The sequence below is a fragment of the Xanthomonas campestris pv. phormiicola genome (assembly GCA_025666215.1).
Classification (GTDB): Bacteria; Pseudomonadota; Gammaproteobacteria; order Xanthomonadales; family Xanthomonadaceae; genus Xanthomonas_A; species Xanthomonas_A campestris_A.
The window spans coordinates 1,918,892-1,941,782 of the sequence record CP102593.1 but is presented as its reverse complement, the minus strand read 5'-3'; the positions used below and the strand labels follow the sequence as shown (position 1 = coordinate 1,941,782).

The window sequence follows — 22,891 nt, the reverse complement described above, 5'->3', positions numbered from 1 at the left end:
GCAATGAACTACATCGGCAAGGAAATGCGCCGCGTCGACGGCTACGCCAAGGTCACCGGCAAGGCGCGCTATGCGGCGGAATTCCAGATCCCGCACCTGACCCACGGCTACATCCTCACCAGCACCATCGCCAAGGGCCGCATCCTGCGCATCGACACCGCTGCCGCCGAAGCCGCGCCGGGGGTGATCCAGGTGCTGACCCATCTGAACGCGGTCAAGCCGGTGTCCGATGCGGTCAAGAAGAAGGGCAAGGACCTGTCGTTCCGCGCGCTGGTCGACGACCGCATCCATTTCAGCGCGCAACCGATCGCGGTGGTGGTGGCCGCCACCTTCGAACAGGCGCGGCAGGCCTCGCGGCTGATCCAGGTGGAGTACGCGGCGGAAACGGCGAGCACCGATGTCGCAGCGCTGCTCGGCCAGGCGCACGACCCGACCCCGGACAAATCGCCGAAACCGCGCGGCAATCCGGCCGCCGCGCTCGCCGCCGCCCCGGTCAAGGTGGAAGCCGCGTACACGATGCCGATCGAGCACCACAACCCGATGGAGCCGCACGGCGGCATCGGCTACTGGATCGGCGACACGCTGACCGTGATCAACAAGAGCCAGAACGTGCACCAGGACCGCGAGCAGCTGGCCGGCTACTTCGGCATCCCGCTGCAGCAGGTCAACGTGGTGTCGCTGTTCGTCGGCGGCGCGTTCGGCTCGTGCCTGCGTCCGAACTACTACACCTTCCTGCTCGGCGCGGTGTCCAAGGCGGTCGGGCGCCCGGTCAAGATCGTCTACACCCGCCGGCAGATGTTCAGCGGCCACGGCTACCGCCCCTACTACCGGGTGGAACTGGGGCTGGGCGCCGACGCCGCCGGCAAGCTGCAGGCGATCCGCTACCGGCACGTGCTCAACACCTCGCGCATCGAGGCGTTCAACGAGAACTTGTTTCGCAACGCGCGTTCGCTGTACGCCTGCCCCAACGTCGAGGACCGCTTCGAGGTGGTGGAAACCGACCTGCCGACGCCGCAGGCGATGCGCGCGCCCGGCACCATCAGCCAGATGTTCGGCATCGAGTGCGCGATGGACGAACTGGCCTATGCGCTGAAGATGGATCCGCTGCAGCTGCGCCTGGCCAACTACGCCGAGACCGATCCGGAAACCGGCAAGCCGTTCTCGAGCAAGGCGTTGCGCGAATGCTATTCGCTCGCTGCCGAGACCTTCGGCTGGAGCAAGCGCACGCCCGAGCCGCGCTCGATGCGCGACGGCCGCCTGCTGGTCGGCTGGGGCATGGCCACCGGCACCTGGGCGGCGATGCAGATGCCGGCGCTGGCGCGGGTGGTGCTCAAGGCCGATGGCAGCGCCCAGGTCGGCAGCGCCACCGCCGACATCGGCCCCGGCACCTACACGGTGATGACCCTGATCGCCGCCGAGTACCTGGGCCTGGACGCCAAGCGCGTGCAGTTCGAACTCGGCGACACGCGCCTGCCGAAGGCGCCGTCGCAGGGCGGCTCGTGGACCACCGCCAGCGTCGGCAGCGCGATCCACGGCGCGGCGCGCGAGATCCGCGGCAAGCTGCTGGAACTGGCCAGGCAGGACGGGCAAGCCGCGTTCGCCGGGCTGGACGTGGACCAGGTGGAACTGGCCGATGGCCGCCTGCAGCCGATCGGCACAGCCGACGCCGGCCTGGACGTGGCCAGGCTGATGCGCCAGCACGGCTTGCAGCAACTGGAGGTGGTGCACGAATCCAAACCCTCGGCCGAGCGCAAGCACTACGCCACCGCCGCGCACGGCGCGCAGTTCATCGAGGTCAAGGTCGATCCGGACACCGGCATGGTGCAGGTGACCCGGGTCATCGAGGCCAGCGCCTGCGGCAAGATCATGAATCCGCTGACCTCGCACAGCCAGGAGATCGGCGGCGTGGTGATGGGCATCGGCATGGCGCTGAGCGAAGGCACCGAGGTCGACCATCGCTACGGGCGCATGCTCAACGCCTCGCTGGCCGACTACCACGTGCCGGTCAATGCCGACGTGCACCTGATCGAGACCATGTTCGTCGAGGAGGACGACACCATCGTCAACCCGCTCGGGGTCAAGGGCATGGGCGAGCTGGGCATGGTCGGCATTCCCGCCGCGATCGCCAATGCCGTGTTCCATGCCACCGGCAAGCGCATCCGCGAACTGCCGATCACCCCGGACAAGCTGATCGGCTGAGCAAGCAAGCGCACGCCGCGGCGTTCGCTCGGCTTTGCGTCAAGACCCGTTGGCGCCTTCGCAACGGCTCGCGCGCCCTCGGCAGGAACGGCTTCAGCCGCGACCGGGCGCCACCGGGAAAACGTCGCGGCTGATGGCCCCACCCGCGGCCGCGCCTGCACGATGTCGATCGACCGCAACGTCGCGCACAGAGCCGTGGGCGCTACGGATCCAGCCAGCCGCGCTCCACCGCAGCGGTCACGTCCTGCGGCGTGTCCAGGTCCAGTGCCAGCGCCGGGGCGACGATGCAGCCGAGGCTGTCCGGCGCCATCGCATCGAACAGCGCGCGCAGGCCCTGCTCGCCGCCCAGCGGCAGCTCGCGCCAGCAGGCCTGCGCCACCACCGCCGGCATGCCGCGCACGCCGGCGTAGGCGCTGACCGCGCAGCCGGAGGCAGCGCGCTGCGCCGCCGCCAGCAGATCCTGCAGGTGCGCCGCCTCCAGTGCCGGCTGGTCGCAGCCGAGCACCAGGCTGTGGGTGATGGAGGCATCCCCCTGCAGCGCCGCGCGCAGACAGGCCAGGCTGCCGCCCATGCCGGTCGGCCAGTCGCGATTGACCACGATCTCCACCGGCAGCTCGTCCAGTGCCCGGCGCAGCGCCTCGGCCTGTGCCCCCAGTACCACCACGCAACGTGCCGGTGCCGACGCCAGCGCCAGTCGTGCCGCGCGTCGCAACAAGGGCTCGCCGTCGCGGGTGAGCGCCTGCTTGGCGTGGCCGAGGCGGCGGCTGGCGCCGGCGCCGAGGACCAAGGCGGCATGCGTGCGCTTCATCGCCCCGCCCCACGCGCGGCGCCGTCCGCGCGCAACGCCAGTGCGGCCGGCGCGGCCTCGCCGGCGCGCAAGCGGGTCACGCTGCAACGGCTCGGTTCCGGGATGGCGCTGGCCTGCTGTACGTCGCGGATGCCCTGCAATTGCGCGGCGATGCTCAGCGCGATCGCCTCCGCGCCGCTGCCGCCGAGGCGCAGCCCGATCGGCGAATGCAGCCGCGGCAGCAGTTGCGCGTGTTGCTGCGGGCGCAACAGGCGGAACAGGTCCTCGCGCCGGCGCACGGGCCCCAGCAGGCCCACGAACGGGATCGCGCTCGCGGCAAGCGCATCCAACGCTTCCCGGTCCAGTTCGAAGTGATGGTGCATCACCAATGCCGCGTCGCTATCGGCGCACTCGTCAAGCGCGCGGGTCGGCGTGCACGCCAAGGCCAGGTCGGCCAACGCGGCCTGCGCCACCCAGCGCGGACGCTGTTCCACCAGCGTGGTCATCCAGCCCAGTTGCCGCAGCAGCGGCAGCAGCACGGCGGTTTCCGGGCCGGCGCCGAACACGCTGACCCGCGGCGGCGGCGGCACCTGCAGCTGCCCGCGGCAGGCCGCCGCGCCATGCCAGGCCTGGCACGGCACGCGCCACTGCCGGGTTTCGCCAGCGACCGCGGCAACGATGCCGCCATCGGCGTCCAGCGCCAGGCGCAACGCGCCGCGGCGCTGCAGCCACGCCTGTGCCAGGCGTTCGAAGCCGGGCAAGGCGAGCACCGGCAGCAAGGCCAGATGCAGGCGACCGCGACAGCCCACCGCCGAACCGGACAGCAGGTCCGCGTCGTCGCGCGTGTCGATCTCCATCCACGCCAGGGCGCCCGCCGCGGACGCGGCCGCGGCGCAATGCGCGATCTCCGGTTCCAGGCAACCGCCGCTGAGCCAGCCCTGCTGCGCGCCGTCGGCGCCGAACAGCGCGACCGCGCCGGCACGCGCATAGGTGGAGCCTTCGGTGGCGGTCACCAGCGCCAGCACCGCAGGCGCGCGCTGCCGGCAGGCAACGATGGCATCGTGGAAACAGTGTCTGGCAGCGGACATGCGGCGGCACGGGCTGGGTGGAAAGCACAGCCTAAGCAGCGGCCTGTGGTGACGAGGTGACTTGGCCACGTTGCCACGTTCGCGCGCGGCACTGCGTCGGCTCGCGGCGCTGCGCCGCGCGCGCCATGCCGCCAGGCAATCGAGCAGGATTATGCAATCGGCGCCGCGCTCCCGGCACGCATCATCTGCATCGACACCGCCTCCCCCCAGGACTCCCTTGGACACTCACGCCACGGACACCGACATCGCCGATCCTCTGCGGCGGCGCCTGCTGCTCGGCGCCGCCGCGTTGACCGCCCTGCCGCTGGCGGGCATCGCCGCACCGGTCCGCACCCGCCCTTCCCCTACGCCTGCGGCCAGTCCGCAGCCCCATCAGGACACCACCATGCCCAGCATCACCACGCAAGACGGAACCGAACTCTTCTACAAGGACTGGGGCACCGGCCAGCCCATCGTGTTCCACCACGGCTGGCCGCTCAGCGCCGACGACTGGGACGCGCAGATGCTGTTCTTCCTCGCCCAGGGCTATCGCGTCATCGCCCACGACCGCCGCGGCCATGGCCGCTCCACGCAGACCGCGACCGGCAACGACATGGACACCTACGCCGCCGACGTGGCCGCGCTGGCCAAGCATCTGGACCTGAAGCACGCGATCCACGTCGGCCATTCCACCGGCGGCGGCGAAGTGGCGCGCTATGTCGCCAGGCACGGCGCCGGCCGCGTGGCCAAGGCGGTGCTGATCGGCGCGGTGCCGCCGATCATGCTCAAGACCGCGAACAACCCGGGCGGCCTGCCGATGGAGGTGTTCGACGGCTTCCGCGCGCAGCTCGCCGCCAACCGCGCGCAGTTCTACCAGGACGTGCCGGTGCCGTTCTACGGCTACAACCGCGACGGCGCCAAGGTCTCGCAGGGGATCAAGGACAACTGGTGGCGGCAGGGCATGATGGGCGGCGCCAAGGCCCACTACGACTGCATCCAGGCGTTCTCGGAAACCGACTTCACCGACGACCTGAAGCAGATCGACGTCCCGGTGCTGATCCTGCACGGCGACGACGACCAGATCGTGCCGATCGCCGACTCGGCGCTGCTGTCGGCCAAGCTGGTCAAGCACGCCACGCTGAAGGTCTACAAGGGCTACCCGCACGGCATGTGCACCACCCACCCGGACGAGATCAACCAGGATCTGCTGGCCTTCTTCAAGGCCTGATCCGCGCGCCGGCGCACGCACGCAACGCGTGTGCGCCGGCCAGTTGCACGGCACGCAGCGCCTTGTGCCGCTGCGCGCCGGGCGCCCCCGCCGAGGCGGGCGACTCCCAGGCGTCACTGCAGATGAAAACGCTCGAAACGCTGCAGCGCCGCGTCGATCGCGGCCTTCAGCGCGGGCCGCTGCGGCACCAGCCAGGTCCATTTCTGGATCAGCAGCCTGCCGGCCTGGCGCTCCATCTTCAGATCCAGGGCGGCGACGATGCGGTCGCCGACCAGCACCGGCAGCGCGAAGTAGCCGAGCACCCGCTGCGGCGCCGGCACATAGGCCTCGAAGCGGTGTTCGTAGCCGAAGAACTGCTGCAGCCGCTTGCGCTGGATCAGCAGCGGATCGAACGGCGACAACAGCTGCGCGATGGCCTCGTCCGGCAGCGGCGGCGCGTGTTCCAGCAGCGCCGGTTCGGCCCATAGCGCGGCCTGCTCCTGGCCCTGCAGATGCACCGGGACCAGGCGCTTGGCGGCGACCGCGGCGGCGAGCAGCGCGCGCACCGCGGGCTTGGCGCCGGCATTGCCGTAGCAGATCGAGTCCACGCCGACCAGGCCCTGCGCGCGCAGCGCGCGCTGCAGCAGATAGCGCGCGTACTGCGCATCGCTGGCCGGGCGCGGGCGCCGGCTCCAGCCGAAATGGCGCGCGGCCAGCTCGTAGGTCTTGAGCATGCCGCTGCGCTGGCTGACCACCAGGTCGCCGCTGAAGAAGCCGTAGCGCAATGCCGCGCGCGAAGGCTTGCGGCTGCCCCATGGATGGGTCTTCTCGACCAGCACGTCGTCGTCGATGTCGCGGATCGACAACGGCCCGTCGCTGCGGATGCGCCGCAGCAGCCTGGCGTAATCGGCCGGATCGATCTTGCCGGCCGCGTCCGCCTGGGCGCGGTAGCGCGCCATCTGCGCCACGTACATGCGGTAGTCGGCGATCGGCACGTAGGCCAGCGCATGCGTCCAGTACTCGAACACCGACTTGTCCTGCGCCTGCGCCTGCTCCAGATCCTGCTTGCGATAGGCGGGAATGCGGCTGTACAGCACGTGGTGGTGGCTGCGCCCGATCACATGGATGGTGTCGATCTGCACATAGCCCAGGTGCGCGGTGGCCTGCCGCACCGCCTCGGGACCCGCGCCGAACGGCGCCGGGATGCTCAGCCGCTGCGCCTCCAGCCACAGCGCACGCGCCCGCGCGGCGGCGATCGCGACAGAGGCGGTGCGTGGGTTCGGCATCGGGACGGCACTCCGGCAAGCGCAAGGCGCGGCAGAGCATAGCAATGCCGGCGATCCGCGAGCGTGCGCGCAAGCGTCCGCGTGCGTCGCTACGCCTGGGCGAAGCGTTGCATCGCTGCAGCTGCGCGCGAGCCGCAGCATCCGCCTGCATGGCGTCGACCGGCCAGGACATGCCCCGCCCGCGCCGCCCGCGAACGGGGACGGCACGCCGCCCTGCCGGTCGGTCCGGCGCTTGCCAATTGTATGCATATGCACGTACTTTGCCGGGCATGGACGACACCGCTCCCTGCCGCTGCACCTGTTTCCTGCTGCGCCGCGCCGCGCGGCGTACCTCGCAGGTCTACGACCGCGAACTGAGCGCGGTGGGGCTGAGCCTGAACGAGTACTCGATCCTGCGCCGCGCCGGCACCGCGCAACAGCTCGGTGCGCTGGCCGAGCGGCTGGGCATGGACCGCAGCACGCTGTCGCGCAATCTCAAGCCGATGCAGGCGGCTGGCTGGATCGAGCAGCGCCGCGGCGACGATGCGCGGCAGAAGCTGGTGGTGGTCAGCGCCGCCGGCCGGCGCCTGCTCAAACGCGCGCTGCCGCACTGGGAGCGCGCGCAGGCGCGGATCGACGCGCTGGCCGGCAACGCCGCCATCGACGCCCTGCACCGCCAGCTGCGGCAGCTGGAACGCGCGCTGTGCGCCGAGCGCGGGGACGCTGCCGCATGAGCGTCGCGGCGCCGCACGCCCAGGCCGGCCGCCACTGGGGCCTGCTGATCGTCGCCTCGGCGACGCTGATGCTGACCATGGGCGCGCGCCAGACCACCGGCCTGTTCGTCGAGCCGATCCACCGCAGCAGCGGCGTCGGCATCGCCGCGATCAGCTTCGCGCTGGCGGTCGGCCAGTTCGTGTGGGGCGCGGTGCAGCCGCTGTTCGGCGCCATCGCCGACCAGCGCGGTCCGCTGCCGGTGCTGTGGCTGGGCGGCGTATTGCTGGCGCTGGGCCTGGCCCTGGCGCCGTGGCTGCCGACCGAATGGGGCCTGATCGTCAGCCTGGGCCTGCTCGCCGCGGCCGGTGCCGGTGCCGGCAGCTTCTCGGTGCTGATCGGCGCCACCGCGCATCGCCTGGCGCCGGAACAGCGCTCGTTCGCCGCCGGGCTGATCAACGCCGGCGGCTCGCTCGGCCAGTTCCTGTTCGCGCCGCTGGTGCAATGGATGATCGGCGCCGCCGGCTGGGCGATGGCCATGACCGGCATGGCGGCGCTGTCGCTGCTGACCCTGCCGCTGGCCTGGCCGCTGCGCCGCAAGGGCCAGGCGCAGGGTGCGACCGCGGCGGACGGCGGGCTGCGCGCGCAGTTGCGCGTCGCCCTGCGCGACCGCAGCTATTGGTGCCTGCACCTGGGCTTTTTCACCTGCGGCGTGCACATCGCCTTCCTGGTCACCCACCTGCCCGGCGAGATCGCGTTGTGCGGGCTGGCGCCCAGCGTGTCGGCCATCGCCATCGCGCTGATCGGCCTGTGCAACGTCGCCGGCAGCCTGATCGCCGGCAAGCTCGGCGAGCGCGTGCGCATGAAGTGGCTGCTGCTGGCGCTGTACGCCAGCCGCGCGCTGCTGATCGCCCTGTACCTGCTCGCGCCGCCGACGCCGCTGACGTTCTACCTGTTCGCCGCCGCGCTCGGCTGCACCTGGCTGGCGACGGTCCCGCCCACCGCCGGGCTGATCGGCAAACTGTTCGGGCCGCGCTACCTGGGCACGCTGTTCGGCCTGACCCTGCTGTCGCACCAGATCGGCGGCTTCTTCGGCGCCTGGCTCGGCGGCGTGGCGCTGGAGCGCTTCGGCAACTACCAGTGGATGTGGTACGCCGACATGGCCCTGGCCGTGGCCGCGGCGCTGGTCAATCTGCCGATCCGGGAACCGCGGCCGCTGGCGGCGGTGCGGCCCGCCTAGGCTTGGCGGCGAGGCGCCGGCGCGCCGCCGCAGCCGGGTCCGCCTCCGCGCGATAGCCGCGCACGAACAACGCAACCGCGCTTTCCACGCAAGTCGCGCCCGGCCGCTGCGACGCGAACGGCTCGCCGGTCAGCAATCCGCGCAATGCCGGCGCGCTGGCGATCAACCCGAAGAACTGCGCGGACGCCTGCGCCACGTCGGCGATCGTCAGCGTGCCTTGCCGGATCTCGGCGCGCAGGCACTGCTGCATGGCGCGATCGTAGCGCTCGAAACACAGGTCCCAATACGTGTCGGCACGCTGCGGCGACACCTGCGTGGACAGCGCGAGCATGCGCTGGACAGCCTGCAGCAGCGGCGCGGCCGTCATCTCCATCAGGTCGTGCGCCACCGCCGTCAGCCGCCGCTGCAGCGGCTCGCGGGTGGCGAGCAGCGCATCCCAGCGGTCCGGCATCTCGCCCACCATCGCTTCCACGGTGACGCGGAACAACGCGTCCTTGTTGGCGAAATGCGCATAGACGGTGGCCTTGGACACGTCCGCGCAGGCGGCGATGGCGTCCATGTTGGTGTGGTCGAAGCCGTTGCGGGAAAACAGTTGCCGGGCGGCGCGCAGGATCGCGGCACGCTTCTCGCGCGCCGCGCCGTGCTTGCGCCGCCGCGCCGGCACCGGCGCGGCCGTCTGCCGCGGCATCGCTAGCGTTCCACCGCTGCCGTCGCATCCGCGGACGTGGCCATCTCCACCCAGCCGCCGCCCAGCGCCTTGTAGAAGGTCACCAGGTTGGTGAAGCGCGACAGCCGCGTGTTGATCAGGGTCTGCTCGGCGCCGTACAGCGTGCGCTGCGCGTCCAGCGCGCCGAGGTAGCTGTCCACGCCGCGCTCGAAGCGCGCCTGCGACAGCCGGTAGCTGTCGGCGGACGCGTCCACCAGCGCCTGTTGCGCCTGCAGCTGGCGGCCCAGCGTGCTGCGCTCGGCGAGCGCGTCGGAGACCTCGCGGAACGCGGTCTGGATCGCCTTTTCGTAGTTGGCCACGTCGATGTCGCGCTGCACCTTGGCGACGTCGAGATTGGCGCGGTTGCGGCCGCCGTCGAAGATCGGCAACGAGATGCTGGGCGCGAAGCTCCAGCTGCCGGAGCCGCTCTTGAACAGGCCCGACAGGCCGGCGCTGGCGCTGCCCGCCGAGGCGGTCAGGCTGATGCTCGGATAGAACGCGGCACGCGCCGCACCGATGTTCGCATTTGCCGCCTGCAGGGTGCGCTCGGCTTCCAGGATGTCCGGGCGGCGCTGCAGCAGTTCCGACGGCAATCCCGCCGGAATGCTGGCCAGGATGTTGGCGTCGGCGCTGGCGCTGTCCGGCAGCGCGGTCGGCAGCAGTTCGGCCGGCACCTCGGTGCCGGCCAGCAGCCGCAACGCATTGCGGTCCTGTGCCACCTGCGCGGTGTAGCGCTCCACGTCCACGCGTGCGCTTTCCACAGTGGTCTGCGCCTGGCGCAGGGTCAGCGCCGAGGCCGCGCCGAGCTCGAAACTGCGCTGCTGCAGCCGGTAGCTTTCGCTCTGGCTGGTCAGCGTGTCCTGCGCCAGGCGCAGCAGGTCCTGGTCGGCGGCCAGCGTGAGATAGGCCGTGGCCACCTGTGCGACCAGGCTGATGTGGGTGCCGCGCTGCGCCTCGGTGGTGGACAGGAACTGCTGCAGCGCCTGTTCCTTGAGGCTGCGCACGCGGCCGAACAGATCCAGTTCGTAGGCGCTGATGCCGAGCGTGGCGCTGTAGCTGTGCGCGACCAGCGGTTGCCCGGTGCCGGACAGGTCGCCCGGCGTGCGCGAGCCGCTGCCGCTGCCGCCCAGGTCCACGCCCGGCGCCAGGTCGGCGCGTTGCACGCGGTATTGCGCCCAGGCCTGGTCGATGTTGAGCGCGGCCACGCGCAGGTCGCGGTTGTTGTCCAGCGCCAGCTCGATCACCTGCTGCAGCCTGGGATCGGTGAACACCGCACGCCAGCCGATGTCGGCGACGGGAACGCTCTGCGCATCGGCCGGTGCGCCGGCGCCGTCGAACTGCGCCGGCACCGGCGCCGCCGGGCGCTCATAGGCCGGCATCAGGCTGCAGCCGGCGAGCGACACGGACACGGCCAGCGCCAGCGCCAGCGCCAGCGCCAACGGGGTCAGGATCGAACGGGACATCTCAGGCTCCTCCCGCGACACGCGCGGCGGACGGGTCATCGGGGCTGCCGGCGCGGCGCTTGAACAGCCCGCACACCAGCACGAAGAACAGCGGCACGAAGAAGATCGCCAGGATCGTGCCCGACAGCATGCCGCCGATCACCGCGGTACCCAGCGCATGCTGCGCGCCGGCACCGGCGCCGCGGCCCAGGACCAGCGGCACCACGCCGAGGATGAACGCCAGCGAGGTCATCAGGATCGGCCGCAGGCGCATCCGCGCCGCCTCCAGCGCCGACTGCACCAGGCTCTTGCCGCTGTCGTGCAGTTCGCGGGCGAACTCCACGATCAGGATCGCGTTCTTGCTGGCCAGGCCGATCGTGGTCAACAGGCCCACCTGGAAGTACACGTCGTTCATCTTCCAGGTCAGCACCGCGCCGAGCAGCGCGCCGAACACGCCCAGCGGCACCACCAGGATCACCGCGAACGGGATCGCCCAGCTTTCGTACAGCGCCGCCAGGCACAGGAACACGATCAGGATCGACAGCCCGTAAAGAATGCCGGTCTGGCCACTGGATGCCTTTTCCTGCCGCGACAGCCCGGTCCACTCGTAGCCGATGCCCGGCGGCAGCTTGGCCACCGCGGCCTCGACGATGGCCAGCGCCTGGCCGCTGGAGGCGGTGCCCGGCTTGGCCATGCCCAGGATCTCCACCGACGGCACGCCGTTGTAGCGCTCCAGGCGCGGCGAGCCACTGGTCCAGCTGGCATTGGCGAAGGAGCTGAACGCGACCATGGTGCCGGCGCTGTTGCGCACGTACCAGCGGTCGATGTCGCTCGGCAGCATCCGGTAGACGGCATCGGACTGCAGCATCACCTTCTTGACCCGGCCCTTGTCGATGAAGTCGTTGACGTAGGTGCTGCCCCAGGCGCTGGAGAAGGTGCCGTTGATGTCGTCGATCGACAGACCCAGCGTCTCGGCCTTGTGCGAATCGATGTCCAGCTTGAACTCGGGCGTGTCTTCCTGTCCGTTCGGACGCACCGCGACCAGGCGCGAGTCCTGCGACAGCGCGCCCAGCAACTGGTTGCGCGCCTGCATCAGCGCATCGTGGCCGAGGTTGGCGCGATCCTGCAGCATCAGGTCGAAGCCGGTCGCATTGCCCAGTTCCGAGACCGCCGGCGGCGCGAACGCGAACACCTTGGCGTCGCGAATGCCGGCAAAGAACTTGCTCGCCTTCGCCGCCACTTCGGTCACGCTCTGTCCCTTGCCGGTACGCTCGTCCCAGGGGCGAAGTTTCACGAACGCCAACCCGGTATTCTGGCCGGTGCCGGCGAAGCTGAAGCCGGACACCGTGAAGATGCTGCCGACCGAGTCCTTCTGATCGACCAGGAAATGCTGTTCGACCTGGTGGATCACCGCGTCGGTGCGCGCTGCGCTGGCGCCCGGCGGCAACTGGATCAAGGCGAACAGCGTGCCCTGGTCCTCGTCCGGCAGGAAGCCGACCGGCAGCTTCATGAAGCCGACCACCACCAGCGCCAGCAGCACCGCGTAGGCGACCATGTAGCGCCAGCCCTTGCCCAGCATGTGCCGCACGACGCCCTGATAGCGGCCGTTGCTGCGCTCGAAGACACGGTTGAACCAGCCGAAGAAACCGGTCGTGGCCATGCCGTGCTGCTTGGCCGGCTTGAGCAGGGTCGCGCACAGCGCCGGGGTCAGCACCATCGCCACCAGCACCGACAGGGTCATCGCAGAGACGATGGTGATCGAGAACTGGCGGTAGATCACGCCGGTGGAACCGCCGAAGAACGCCATCGGCACGAACACCGCCGCCAGCACCAGGGCCACACCGACCAGCGCGCCGGTGATCTGCGCCATCGACTTGCGCGTGGCCTCCTTCGGCGGCAGGTGCTCTTCGCTCATCACCCGTTCGACGTTCTCCACCACCACGATGGCGTCGTCCACCAGCAGGCCGATCGCCAGCACCATCGCGAACAGGGTCAGCGTGTTGATGGTGAAACCGAACGCGGCCAGGACGCCGAAGGTGCCCAGCAGCACCACCGGCACGGCGATGGTCGGGATCAGCGTGGCGCGGAAGTTCTGCAGGAACAGGTACATCACCAGGAACACCAGCACCACCGCCTCGATCAGGGTGCGGATCACCTCTTCGATCGAGATGCGCACGAACGGCGTGGTGTCGTAGGGCTTTTGCACCTTCATGCCGGGCGGGAAGAACTTCTCCTGCTCGGCCAGGCTGGCGTCGATCGCCTTGACCGTGTCCAGCGCATTGGCGCCGGTGGCGAGCTTGATCGCCAGGCCGGCGGCGGCCTTGCCGTTGTAGCGGCCGGCGGCGTTGTAGCTCTCGCTGCCCAGTTCGATCCGGGCCACGTCGCGCAACCGCACCTGCGACCCGTCGGACTGGGTGCGCAGCAGGATGTCCTCGAACTCGGCTGCGGTCTTCAGCCGCGTCTGCGCGGTGATGGTGGCGTTGAGCTGCTGGTTGGGCGCGGCCGGCAGCGCGCCGAGCTGGCCGGCCGAGACCTGCGCGTTCTGCGCCTGCACCGCGGTCTTCACGTCCAGCGGGGTCAGGTTGAAATTGCTCAGCTTGTTCGGGTCAAGCCAGATCCGCATCGCGTACTGCGAGCCGAACAACGTGGTGTCGCCGACGCCTTCGACACGGCTGATCGCCTCCTGCACGTTGGCGGCCACGTAGTCGGACAGGTCCGAGGCGTTCATGCTGCCGTCTTCCGAGGTGAAGGCCAGCACGTTGACGAAGTTGGTCGCCGACTTGGTCACGGTCACGCCCTGCTGCTGCACTTCCTGCGGCAGCAACGGCGTGGCCAGCGACAGCTTGTTCTGCACCTGCACCTGCGCGGTGTCCGGGTCGGTGCCGTTGTCGAAGGTCAGGGTGATGGTGACCTGGCCGCTGGACTCGCTGGTGGAGGCCATGTAGCTCAGGTGGTCCAGGCCCTTCATCTTCTGCTCGATGACCTGGGTGACGGTGTCCTCGAGGGTCTTGGCCGAGGCGCCGGGATAGTTGGCGGTGATCGCCACGGCGGGCGGGGCGATGCTCGGGTATTGCGCGATGGGCAAGGTGGCGACGGAGAGGATGCCGGCCAGCATCACGATGATGGCCAGCACCCAGGCGAAGATCGGGCGGTCGATGAAGAAGCGTGCCATGACGGTCCAGGCCCTCAGTTCGCCGCGCGCGGCGTGGCCGCGGCGGCAGCGGGCGCGGCAGGAGCCGCCGCCGCAGGAGCGGCGGTCGCAAGCTTCGGCTGCCACGGCACGGTCTTGACCGTCGCCCCGGGTTGCGCCCGCGACTGGCCATCGACCACCAGCTTGTCGCCGGGCTTGAGCCCGCTGCGCACCAGCCACTGATCGCCGACCGCGCGATCGGTCTCCAGCATCCGCAACTGCAGCTTGTGGTCGGCGCCGACCACGTACGCGGTCGGCTTGCCCGCGCCGTTGCGCGACACCGCCTGCTGCGGCACCAGGATCGCCTGGTCCTTGGTCCCTTCCTGCAGCACCGCACGCACGTACATGCCGGGCAGCAGATCCGCATGCGGATTGGGGAACACCGCACGCACCGTGATCGACCCGGTGCTCTGGTCGACGGTGACGTCGGAGAACTCCAGCCGTCCCTGCAGCGGATACGGGCTGCCGTCTTCCATCAGCAGCGACACCTTGGCCGCAGTGGTATCGGCCTTTTCCAGTTCGCCGGCGGCCAGCGCGTGCTTGAGCCGCAGCAGCGAGGCGCTGGGCTGGGTGACGTCGACATAGATCGGGTCCAGCTGCTGGATCGTGGCCAGCGCGGTGGACTGGCTGGCGGTGACCAGCGCGCCGGCGGTCACGCTGGACTTGCCGATGCGCCCGGAAATCGGCGCATCCACCCGCGCATAGGCCAGGTTGATGCGCGCGCTTTCCACGTTGGCCTTGGCCGCGGCGACGTCGGCCTCGGCCTGGCCGAGCGCGGCGTCGGCATCGTCGTTGTCCTGCTTGCTGATCGCCGACACCTTGACCAGTTCGCGGTAACGCTCGGCCTTCAGCCGCGCGGTGCGCAGCGTGGCCTGGGCCTTGCCGAGCGCGGCGACGTAGCTGTCGTAGGTGGCACGGTAGGTGGCCGGATCGATCTGGTACAGCGTCTCGCCGGCCTTGACCTCGCCGCCTTCGCGGAACTTGCGGGACTGAATGATGCCGTTCACCTGCGGCCGCACATCGGCGATCAGGTACGGCAGCGTGCGCCCCGGCAATTCGGTGGTCAACGCGACCGGGCGGGGGGCGACGGTGATCACGCCCATCTCCGGCGTGCCTTCCTGCGGCGGCGGGCCGCCCGGAGGCGAACCGCACGCGCTCAGCAGCGAGGTGGCCGCCACGGCCAGGGCCAGCGATAGACGAGAGGACAGGACAGGGCGCACGAGGGGATCTCCGGTTGGGGACGCGGGCAAGCGGGGAGGAATGGTAAACGGTACGGTTTGGTATACTATTCCCGCGATTTGGCGCCGTCAATCATTTCTGCCCTCCAGGTATACTTAAGCGCCCTTCCCGAGGGCAGAACGATGCGTGTCCGGACCGAAGCCAAACGCGAGGCGATCGTCGAGGCCGCCGCGGAGGTGTTCCTGGAGGCTGGCTTCGAGGGCGCCTCGATGACCCAGATCGCCACGCGCGCCGGCAGCTCCAAACGCACCCTGTACGGCTATTTCCCGTCCAAGGAGGAGCTGTTCGTGGCGGTGGCGCACAGCGTCGCCGAGCGCTTCATGGACCCGATCCTGGCCGCGCTGATGCAGACCCGGGACGACCTGCCGACCGCGTTGCAGCGCCTGGGCGAAGACGCCCTGGCGTTCCTGTGCTCGGAACAGTCGGTGCAGGTCTGGCAGACCATCATCGGCGTCTCCGGCCGCTCGGACATCGGCCTGCTGTTCTTCGAGCGCGGCCCCGACGACGGCATGAGCCGCCTCGGCACGTTCCTGCAGGAACAGATGCGGCAGGGCCGCCTGCGCCACGCCGACCCGACCACCGCCGCCCGCCACCTGGCCGGGCTGCTGGAAGCCGAAACGCTGATGCCCTGCCTGTTCGGCGCGCTGAAAAACCCCTCGCCGCAGTACCTGCGCGAGGCCACGCAGCGCGCGCTGCTGGTGTTCTTCGGCGGTTATGGGACCGCCGCCCTGGGTTAGCGACGTTCCCCTTCCGCCCCAGGCATCGCAAGTAGCCAGGCCATGGGACGGAAGGCCTGCATTCGCCGGCGCCGCGCGCGTGCGGCCAGCAACGCCGCTGTTCCAGCGCGCAATGGCATTGAAGCGCGCGCCTGCTACATGCGCTGTGCAGCGTCGGCGCCATGGCCATTGTTAAAGATTCTCTTGAGATTCGGTGCCAGGCCAAACCCCGCCCAACACAATACTTCGACCTATCTGCCCTGCCGTGCGAGGCATCCGATGAGCGTCGTTCCCGCGCTACCCGCAATGCCCAGTCTCGATGTGCTTTCCCCGCTGCTGCAGATCAAGCCGGCCAATGCGGGCGCGGTGGACATCGCGGCCGATGGCGACGCATCGGCACAGGGCTTCTCTTCGCTGTTCCAGCATGCGCTGCAGCGCGTCGATGCACAGCAGCGCGACGCCGCGCGCCAGGCCGACGCGGTGGACAGCGGCGACAGCGACGACCTGATTGGCGCGATGCTCAGCAGTCAGCAGGCGGGACTGTCGTTCTCGATGCTGACCCAGGTGCGCAACAAGGTGATGGCAGGACTCGACGACCTGCTGAAGATGAACATCTGACCAGGCCCGGATCGTGATCGTCAAGCTCAAGCAGGCGGCTGCACGCTGGGTGCCGGCGCTGGCGAAGCTGCCCGCCGCCGCGGTGTCGCCGCGTGCACTGCCGCTGGTGGTGCTGGCCCTGGCGCTGACCGGCGCGGTGATGATGTACCTGCAGCATGACGACGCGCGCTACAAGCCGTTGTACGGCGTGCAGGAGAAGATCCTGACCGCCGATGCGATGGCGGCGCTGGACGCCGGCGGCATCGCCTATCGGCTGCATCCGGATACCGGGCAGATCCTCGTACCCGAATCGAAACTGGGCACGGCGCGCATGCTGCTGGCGGCCAAGGGCGTGGTCGGCAAGACTCCGCCCGGGCTGGAAGTGGTCGACCACGACGATCCGCTCGGGGTCAGCCAGTTCGTGCAGGACGTGCGCTTCCGCCGCGGCCTGGAAGGCGAACTGGCGCAGAGCATCCAGAGCCTGGAGGCGGTGAGCAGCGCGCGCGTGCACCTGGCGGTGGCAAAGTCGTCCTCGTTCATCCTCAGCGACGGCGACAAGAGCTCGGCGTCGGTGGTGCTGGGGCTCAAGCCGGGGCGCCACCTTGACCGGCAGCAGGTGGCCGCGATCATCGCGCTGGTCGCGGGCAGCGTCGCCAACCTCACCTCCGAGCGCGTCTCGGTGATCGACCAGAGCGGCAACCTGCTCTCGGCGATGGTCGATCCCACGGCGCCGATCGGCAGCGACCAGAGCGAGGCGGCCGGGCGCATCCGCGAGCAGACCTTGCACAACATCCGTGACCTGCTGGCGCCCTCGCTCGGCGACGGCAACTTCCGCGCCTCGGTGGCGGTGGAAATGGACCAGGACCGGGTCGAGGAGACCCACGAGCAGTTCGGCGACGCACCGCACGTGACCCAGGAAGCGACCCGCGAGGAAAACGACAGCGGCACCATGCCACTGGGCGTGCCCGGCTCGCTGTCCAATCGTGCCGTGCCCACCGCCACCAACCAGCAAGCCGGCGCGGCGGGCGGCGGTGCCAATGGCGGCAGCAACGGCCCGGGTTCCAAACGCAACGCGCTCACCCGCCAATATGCCTACGACCGCAACGTGGTGCAGATCAAGCGCAACCCGCAGCGGATCAAGCGCCTGAACGTGGCCGTGGTGCTCAACAACGCTGCGGCGCCGGCGCTGGCCGGCGCCAAGAGCGGACAGCCCTGGCAGCCGGCGCAGCTGGCCAACATCGAGAACATCCTGCGCAGCGGCATCGGCATCGACGCCAAGCGCAACGACACCCTGGTGGTATCGGCGCTGCGCTTCCAGCCCAACGCCAACCCGTTGCCGCCGCCATGGTGGCGCGACCCGGAAAACCTGGTGCTGGCCCTGCCCTACCTGGGCTATGCGCTGCTGGCGATCCTGGGGTTCTTCCTGGTGCTGCGGCCGCTGCTGAAGATGCTGCGGCAATGGGTCGAAGCCACCACACAGGCCGGCGGGCCCCTGCTGGCCGCCAGTGGCGCGGAGCCCGTGTCGCTGCTGCCGGTCGCCGCCCCGGCACAGCCCAAGGTGCTGGCGATCAGCGAGACCCTGCTGCCGCCGGTGGGCTCGGAAGTGGACGTGCTGATCGACCATCTCAAGATCCTGGCCACGCAGGCACCGGAGCGCGTCGCCGAAGTCATCCGGCCCTGGATCCAGAAGAATGGATAACATCTCCACCGTCGGCACTCCCGGCAATGAACTGATGGCCCCCAAGCAGCTGGCGCTGTCGCCGCTGGAACGGGCCGCGATCACCCTGCTGAGCATGGGCGAGGACGCGGCCGCGGCCGTACTGCGCTGCCTGTCGCGCGAGGAACTGCTCGAGGTGACGCGGGCGATGTCGACCATCCATGGCGTCAAGGTCGATGCGGTCCAGCAGACGCTGCAGGAATTCTTCGACGCCTACCGCGCGCAGAGCAGCGTCAACGGCGCCTCGCGCAGCTATCTGCAGCGCTCGCTGGACATGGCGCTGGGCGCCGCGGTCGCCAATAGCGTGCTCAACAGCCTGTACGGCGACGTGATCGGACCGAAGATGTCGCGCCTGCAATGGGCACAGCCGCAATGGTTGGCCGGGCGCCTGGCGCGCGAGCACGTACGCATGCAGGCGATCTTCCTGGCCTTCCTCAAGCCCGAACAGGCCAGCCAGGTGATCGCGGCGCTGCCCGAATCGCAGCGCGAGTTGATCATGCTCAACATCGCCCGACTCAAGGAGATCGACCACGAACTGCTGCTGGATCTGGAAGCGGTGGTCGACAGTTGCCTGGAAGACATGGGCAACCAGAGCGCCTCGGTGGAGGGGGTGCGCCAGGCCGCGGAAATCCTCAACCGCCTGCCTGGCAACCGCGCGCAGCTGATCGAACTGCTGCGCGAGCAGGATCCGTCGGCCACGGCGAAGATCGAGGATCACGTGTACTCGATCGACCTGCTCGCGCACCAGAGCCCGGCCACGATCAACGCGATCTTCGAGGCCGTGCCGTTCGACAGCTGGGGAATCGCGCTCAAGGGCGCCGATGCGCAACTGCGCGAGGTGCTGTCGCAATCGATGCCGCGGCGCCAGGTGCAGGCCTTCGAGGAGATGCTGCGGCGCACCGGGCCGCTGCCGATGAGCCGTATCGACAAGGCCCGCCGCGAGATCATGGAACAGGTGCGTGACCTGGCCGAGGCCGGCGACATCGAGCTGCAGCTGTTCAATGAGGACGTGGTGCCGTGAGCCGTGCCTACCGCGCGTTCGCGTTCCCTTCATTGGCGCGGCTGCGCGCGGCCGAGGAGGCCGAGAACATGGCCGGGTTGCTGGACACGCCACTGGATAGCGCGCAGGAACTGCAGCGGATGGAAGACGCGCGCCGCGAGGGCCACGAGGCCGGCGTGGCGCAGGGCTACCGCGACGGCCTGGCCGCCGGCGGCGAACGCGCGCAGACGCTGGTCGCGGACGGCTTGCAGGCGTTGTCGGCGCCGTTGGAAGCACTGATCGCCGGCCTGCACACGCTGCAACAGCAGCAGCGCGACGCGCTGCGCCAAGAACTGGCGCCGCTGGTGGAACAGGTCGCCCGCAAGGTGGTGCGCGCCGAGCTGGAACTGCATCCAGAGCGCCTGCTTGCCTTCGTCGACGAGGCCCTCGCCGCCTTGCCCAGCGACGACGAACACGTCGAGGTGCGGCTGCATCCGGACGAATACCGCCGCATCAGCAACGTCGCGGCCGAGCAGGCCGCACGCTGGCAGCTGCGGCCGGACGAGCGCCTGGCCAAGGGCGAATGCCGGATCAAGGCCGGCCCGCGCGAACTGGATGCAGGCTGCGACCAGCGCCTGGCCGCGTGCATGGAGCAACTCCATGCCCTGCTCGAGCCCGGCCAGACGCAGGCAGGAGCGGAGTCGGCATGAACGCGGCGCGGCTGCGGCTCACGCTCGACGACGTCCCGGTCGCGCGCCCGGTGGGGCGCCTGGTCGGCGTATCCGGGCTGCTGCTGGAAGCCACCGGGTATGCATTCGAGACCGGCCAGCGCGTGCGCATCGAGCAGGCCGCAGGCGGCTGGCTGGCCGCGCGCGTGGTCGGCTTCCGCGACCACGCCTGCTTCCTGATGCCGTTCCGCAAACCGGCGGGCCTGGCGGCCGGCGCGCGCGTTGTCGCCGAGCAGGACGACAACGCGCTGTCGATCGGACCGGACTGGCGCGGGCGGGTGATCGACGGACTCGGCGAACCGATCGACGGCCTCGGACCGTTGCTCGGCAGCGCGCCGCTGGCGCCGCGCCCGGCACGGGTCAACCCGCTGAAGAAGCAGCCGGTGCGTGGCGTACTAGACGTCGGCGTGCGCGCGATCAACGGCGCACTTACGCTCGGCCGCGGCCAGCGGGTTGGCCTGTTCGCCGGCAGCGGGGTCGGCAAGAGCGTGCTGCTGGGCATGATCACCCGCCAGACCACCGCCTCGACCGTGGTGGTCGGGCTGATCGGCGAACGCGGTCGCGAAGTGCGCGAGTTCATCGAACGCGCACTCGGTCCACAAGGGCTGCGCAAGGCGGTGGTGGTGGTGGCGCCCGCCGACGACTCGCCGCTGATGCGGCTGATGGCCACAGAACTGTGCCATGCCATCGCCGCGCATTACCGCGACGCCGGCGAACACGTGCTGCTGCTGGTCGATTCGCTCACCCGCTACGCGATGGCACAGCGTGAAGTGGCGCTGGCCCTGGGCGAGCCACCGGCCACGCGCGGCTATCCGCCATCGGTGTTCGGCCTGCTGCCGCAGCTGGTGGAGACCGCCGGCAACGGCGAAGGCCAGGGCAGCATGAGCGCGATCTACACGGTGCTGGCCGAGGGCGACGACGAGCAGGATCCGGTGGTGGACACCGCACGCGCGATCCTGGACGGGCACATCATGCTGTCCCGCGACCTGGCCGCACAAGGCCATTACCCCTCCATCGACGTGCTGCGCTCGGTCAGCCGCTGCATGGACCTGGTGGTGGACGAGCCGCAACTGGCCCGCGTCCGCGCGCTCAAGGACCTGATGGCGCGCTATGCCCGGGTCCGCGACCTGATTCCGCTGGGAGGCTACGTCGCCGGCGCCGACGCGGCGACCGACCGCGCCGTGAACCTGCATGCGCGCATCGATGCCTGGCTGCGCCAGGACATGCACGACACCGCCTGTTTTGACCATGCCTGCAACCAACTTGCGGAGATCCTGCAATGAACCTGGAGCACACAGTCGCCACCCTGGACATGCTCGCGCAACTGCGCGCGCGCGAGCTGGACGCCGCGGGCGAGGAATTGCGCAAGCTGCATGCCATCGCCGAACGCATGCGGCACAATCTGCAGCGCATGCGCGACATGCTGGGCGAACTGGGGCGCAACGACGGCGGCAGCGCGGCGCTTGCCAGCAACAGCGCGCACTACAAGCTGTCGCTGCTGGACATGATCACCGTGCACAGCCGCGACCTGCGCGGCCAGGAAGCAAGGATCCAGGCCAGCCGTGACGTCTTCGACCTTGCCAGCCTGCAGTACGAGCGGATCACGCGCGCGCTGCACGACAAGCGCGGCCTGCTGCGCCAACTGCGCCACGCGCAGGACCAGAAACGGCAAGACCAGCTCGCGCTGCAATCCTGGGTGCACGCCCGGCATGCGCGCCCCACCTACTGACTCGATACGGACGCCCCGATGGAAATCTCAGACGCGAGCTATCCCACCACCATGGCCAAGATGTATGCCACCCGCTCCACCCAGGGCCTAGACGCCTTGCTGGCCAACAAGCAGGACCAGGCCAAGAAGACCAGTGACGCCTTGAGCACTCTGCGCGATGCGCTGCAGACCTTTCAGGATTCGCTCATGACGCTGGCCAGCGACGGCAAGACCGTGCTCGCCTACACAGCGACCTCCTCCGACTCCAGCGCCGCCACCGCCAGCGCCACCGGCAACGCCACGGCCGGCAGTTATGCGTTCTACGTCGAGCAGCTGGCACGCAACGACCAGCTGACCAGCCTGGCGATTCCGGCCGACGTCGCCGCCGCCGGCGCCGGGAGCTTGTCGATCAAGCTCGCCGACGGCAGCATCGTCAACGTCGACCTGAGCGGCGCCGACGCCAGCGGCGACGGCAGCCTGAGCGCAGCGGAACTGGCACGCGCCATCAACCAGGCCAGCGGCGGCAAGGTCAACGCCTCGACGATGACGATCAATGGCGAACAGCGCCTGGTCATCAACTCCGCGGTCGATGGCGCCGATGGCAAGCTCAGCCTGGATACCAGCGCAGTGGCCGACGCCAACCTGGCCAGCGCCCTGTCCGGGGCGAACGAAACCGCGATCGCCGCCAATGCGGTGTTCCACATCGGCGGCAAGGACGGAACCCGCGTGGAGCAGGGTTCCAACACCTTCGCCGGCATCGACGGGCTGAAGGTGACCTTCCTCAGCGCTGCGGCGACGTTCAGCATCGACGTGGCCCGCGACGACACCGCCACCATCAAGAACGTGCAGGACTTCGTCGACGCCAACAACAAGCTCAGCAGCGCGCTGGACGACCTGACCCGGGTCGGCGATCCGGCCAAGGGCGATGCCGGCGGCGTATTGGCCAACGATGCGGGCATCGCGGCGCTCAGGCAGCGCCTGAACACCCTGCTTCACCTGACGCAGAACGGCCAGAGCCTGCCCACCCTGGGCATCACCAGCGCGCGCGACGGCCAGCTGGTGCTGGACAGCAGTCGCCTGACGGCAATGCTGAAGACCGATCCGGGCGCCATTGGCCGCGTCCTCGGCGACGGTACCAGCGGCATCACCGGTGCGCTCAACACCTACCTGCCGATCTGGCTGGAAGCCTCCCACGGCCTGCTCAAGTCGCGCGACGACTCGGCGCAGAAAGTTCAGGAAGAATTGAACAAGAACCAGAAAGAGCTTTCGGACAAGTACGATCAGTTCTACCAGCGCTATCTCGCCCAATTCACCAACGTGCAAACCCTCAGCAGCAAGATGGAATACACGATGGCCCTGCTCGACTCGATGACCTCCAAAGATTGAATCCAGC

The 22,891-nt window shown here is 69.7% G+C and carries 19 protein-coding genes; 12 read left to right on the top strand and 7 right to left on the bottom strand.

The genetic code is table 11. From position 1 onward, the window contains the following. The first annotated feature begins 3 nt into the window (after positions 1-3). The gene (locus NRY95_08025; protein ID UYC17889.1) at positions 4-2,199 is read left to right on the top strand and encodes a xanthine dehydrogenase family protein molybdopterin-binding subunit; all 2,196 of its coding nucleotides are present in this window, start codon (positions 4-6) and stop codon (positions 2,197-2,199) included. 202 nt (positions 2,200-2,401) lie between these two features. On the opposite strand, the gene NRY95_08020 is transcribed toward NRY95_08025, so the two are convergent. Continuing rightward, complete coding sequence (locus tag NRY95_08020; GenBank protein ID UYC17888.1) at positions 2,402-3,007, bottom strand: nucleotidyltransferase family protein; 606 nt, start codon at positions 3,005-3,007, stop codon at positions 2,402-2,404. Then, positions 3,004-4,074, bottom strand: coding sequence for an XdhC family protein (locus NRY95_08015; GenBank protein ID UYC17887.1), 1,071 nt, complete (start codon positions 4,072-4,074; stop codon positions 3,004-3,006). The genes NRY95_08020 and NRY95_08015 overlap by 4 nt, the downstream gene beginning before the upstream one ends. A gap of 385 nt (positions 4,075-4,459) precedes the next feature. Between NRY95_08015 and NRY95_08010 the strand changes: the two genes are divergently transcribed. Next, complete coding sequence (locus NRY95_08010) at positions 4,460-5,281, top strand: alpha/beta hydrolase (protein UYC18534.1); 822 nt, start codon at positions 4,460-4,462, stop codon at positions 5,279-5,281. 113 nt (positions 5,282-5,394) lie between these two features. Here the strand turns inward: NRY95_08010 and NRY95_08005 are convergent, their stop codons facing one another. Beyond that, entirely contained in the window at positions 5,395-6,546 is a 1,152-nt protein-coding gene (locus NRY95_08005) for a winged helix DNA-binding domain-containing protein (GenBank protein ID UYC17886.1), read from the bottom strand. Positions 6,547-6,815: 269 nt separating this feature from the next. Here NRY95_08005 and NRY95_08000 point away from each other — a divergent pair, with 269 nt between their 5' ends. Then, positions 6,816-7,259: a MarR family winged helix-turn-helix transcriptional regulator gene (locus tag NRY95_08000; GenBank protein UYC17885.1), complete on the top strand. Its 444-nt coding sequence runs from the start codon at positions 6,816-6,818 to the stop codon at positions 7,257-7,259. Further along, complete coding sequence (locus NRY95_07995; protein ID UYC17884.1) at positions 7,256-8,476, top strand: MFS transporter; 1,221 nt, start codon at positions 7,256-7,258, stop codon at positions 8,474-8,476. Before NRY95_08000 ends, NRY95_07995 begins: the two co-directional genes overlap by 4 nt. Here NRY95_07995 and NRY95_07990 read toward each other — a convergent pair. The 4 genes from NRY95_07990 to NRY95_07975 are packed head-to-tail and all read right to left on the bottom strand — an operon-like array spanning position 8,424 to position 15,034. Next, on the bottom strand, positions 8,424-9,164 hold the full coding sequence (locus tag NRY95_07990) for a TetR/AcrR family transcriptional regulator (GenBank protein UYC17883.1): 741 nt from the start codon (positions 9,162-9,164) through the stop codon (positions 8,424-8,426). The two genes, NRY95_07995 and NRY95_07990, sit on opposite strands and share 53 nt — an antisense overlap. A 2-nt stretch (positions 9,165-9,166) precedes the next feature. Then, positions 9,167-10,645, bottom strand: coding sequence for an AdeC/AdeK/OprM family multidrug efflux complex outer membrane factor (gene adeC / locus NRY95_07985; protein UYC17882.1), 1,479 nt, complete (start codon positions 10,643-10,645; stop codon positions 9,167-9,169). Between the two features lies 1 nt (position 10,646). After that, positions 10,647-13,796 carry an efflux RND transporter permease subunit gene (locus NRY95_07980; GenBank protein UYC17881.1) on the bottom strand — a complete coding sequence of 1,050 codons (3,150 nt, stop codon included), beginning with the start codon at positions 13,794-13,796 and terminating at the stop codon, positions 10,647-10,649. Between the two features lie 14 nt (positions 13,797-13,810). Beyond that, a complete protein-coding gene (locus tag NRY95_07975) occupies positions 13,811-15,034 on the bottom strand; it encodes an efflux RND transporter periplasmic adaptor subunit (GenBank protein UYC17880.1) in 1,224 nt (407 codons plus the stop codon). 141 nt (positions 15,035-15,175) lie between these two features. Here NRY95_07975 and NRY95_07970 point away from each other — a divergent pair, with 141 nt between their 5' ends. The 8 genes from NRY95_07970 (at position 15,176) to fliD (ending at position 22,884) form a co-directional block, all read left to right on the top strand. Further along, positions 15,176-15,790, top strand: coding sequence for a TetR/AcrR family transcriptional regulator (locus tag NRY95_07970; protein UYC17879.1), 615 nt, complete (start codon positions 15,176-15,178; stop codon positions 15,788-15,790). Positions 15,791-16,048: 258 nt separating this feature from the next. Then, the gene (locus tag NRY95_07965; GenBank protein ID UYC17878.1) at positions 16,049-16,387 is read left to right on the top strand and encodes a flagellar hook-basal body complex protein FliE; all 339 of its coding nucleotides are present in this window, start codon (positions 16,049-16,051) and stop codon (positions 16,385-16,387) included. A gap of 13 nt (positions 16,388-16,400) precedes the next feature. Beyond that, positions 16,401-18,065 (top strand): flagellar M-ring protein FliF, encoded by a 1,665-nt coding sequence (gene fliF / locus NRY95_07960; protein ID UYC17877.1) that lies wholly within the window; start codon positions 16,401-16,403, stop codon positions 18,063-18,065. Then, positions 18,058-19,104 (top strand): flagellar motor switch protein FliG, encoded by a 1,047-nt coding sequence (locus tag NRY95_07955; protein UYC17876.1) that lies wholly within the window; start codon positions 18,058-18,060, stop codon positions 19,102-19,104. The genes fliF and NRY95_07955 overlap by 8 nt, the downstream gene beginning before the upstream one ends. Beyond that, on the top strand, positions 19,101-19,772 hold the full coding sequence (locus NRY95_07950) for a FliH/SctL family protein (protein ID UYC17875.1): 672 nt from the start codon (positions 19,101-19,103) through the stop codon (positions 19,770-19,772). Before NRY95_07955 ends, NRY95_07950 begins: the two co-directional genes overlap by 4 nt. Continuing rightward, on the top strand, positions 19,769-21,073 hold the full coding sequence (locus NRY95_07945) for a FliI/YscN family ATPase (protein ID UYC17874.1): 1,305 nt from the start codon (positions 19,769-19,771) through the stop codon (positions 21,071-21,073). Before NRY95_07950 ends, NRY95_07945 begins: the two co-directional genes overlap by 4 nt. Continuing rightward, the gene (locus NRY95_07940; GenBank protein ID UYC17873.1) at positions 21,070-21,519 is read left to right on the top strand and encodes a hypothetical protein; all 450 of its coding nucleotides are present in this window, start codon (positions 21,070-21,072) and stop codon (positions 21,517-21,519) included. Before NRY95_07945 ends, NRY95_07940 begins: the two co-directional genes overlap by 4 nt. A gap of 18 nt (positions 21,520-21,537) precedes the next feature. Continuing rightward, positions 21,538-22,884, top strand: coding sequence for a flagellar filament capping protein FliD (fliD, locus tag NRY95_07935; protein UYC17872.1), 1,347 nt, complete (start codon positions 21,538-21,540; stop codon positions 22,882-22,884). Positions 22,885-22,891: the final 7 nt, after the last annotated feature.

Excerpts from the sequence above, each read along its gene's own strand:
- NRY95_08010 (UYC18534.1), top strand. The coding sequence starts at position 4,460 with ATGCCCAGCATCACCACGCAAGACGGAACCGAACTCTTCTACAAGGAC.
- NRY95_08020 (UYC17888.1), bottom strand. The coding sequence starts at position 3,007 with ATGAAGCGCACGCATGCCGCCTTGGTCCTCGGCGCCGGCGCCAGCCGC.
- NRY95_07945 (UYC17874.1), top strand. The coding sequence starts at position 19,769 with ATGAACGCGGCGCGGCTGCGGCTCACGCTCGACGACGTCCCGGTCGCG.
- NRY95_07980 (UYC17881.1), bottom strand. The coding sequence starts at position 13,796 with ATGGCACGCTTCTTCATCGACCGCCCGATCTTCGCCTGGGTGCTGGCC.
- NRY95_07940 (UYC17873.1), top strand. The coding sequence starts at position 21,070 with ATGAACCTGGAGCACACAGTCGCCACCCTGGACATGCTCGCGCAACTG.
- NRY95_08000 (UYC17885.1), top strand. The coding sequence starts at position 6,816 with ATGGACGACACCGCTCCCTGCCGCTGCACCTGTTTCCTGCTGCGCCGC.
- NRY95_08015 (UYC17887.1), bottom strand. The coding sequence starts at position 4,074 with ATGTCCGCTGCCAGACACTGTTTCCACGATGCCATCGTTGCCTGCCGG.
- NRY95_07970 (UYC17879.1), top strand. The coding sequence starts at position 15,176 with ATGCGTGTCCGGACCGAAGCCAAACGCGAGGCGATCGTCGAGGCCGCC.
- NRY95_07995 (UYC17884.1), top strand. The coding sequence starts at position 7,256 with ATGAGCGTCGCGGCGCCGCACGCCCAGGCCGGCCGCCACTGGGGCCTG.
- NRY95_07965 (UYC17878.1), top strand. The coding sequence starts at position 16,049 with ATGAGCGTCGTTCCCGCGCTACCCGCAATGCCCAGTCTCGATGTGCTT.
- NRY95_07955 (UYC17876.1), top strand. The coding sequence starts at position 18,058 with ATGGATAACATCTCCACCGTCGGCACTCCCGGCAATGAACTGATGGCC.
- NRY95_07990 (UYC17883.1), bottom strand. The coding sequence starts at position 9,164 with ATGCCGCGGCAGACGGCCGCGCCGGTGCCGGCGCGGCGGCGCAAGCAC.
- adeC (UYC17882.1), bottom strand. The coding sequence starts at position 10,645 with ATGTCCCGTTCGATCCTGACCCCGTTGGCGCTGGCGCTGGCGCTGGCG.
- NRY95_08025 (UYC17889.1), top strand. The coding sequence starts at position 4 with ATGAACTACATCGGCAAGGAAATGCGCCGCGTCGACGGCTACGCCAAG.
- fliD (UYC17872.1), top strand. The coding sequence starts at position 21,538 with ATGGAAATCTCAGACGCGAGCTATCCCACCACCATGGCCAAGATGTAT.
- NRY95_08005 (UYC17886.1), bottom strand. The coding sequence starts at position 6,546 with ATGCCGAACCCACGCACCGCCTCTGTCGCGATCGCCGCCGCGCGGGCG.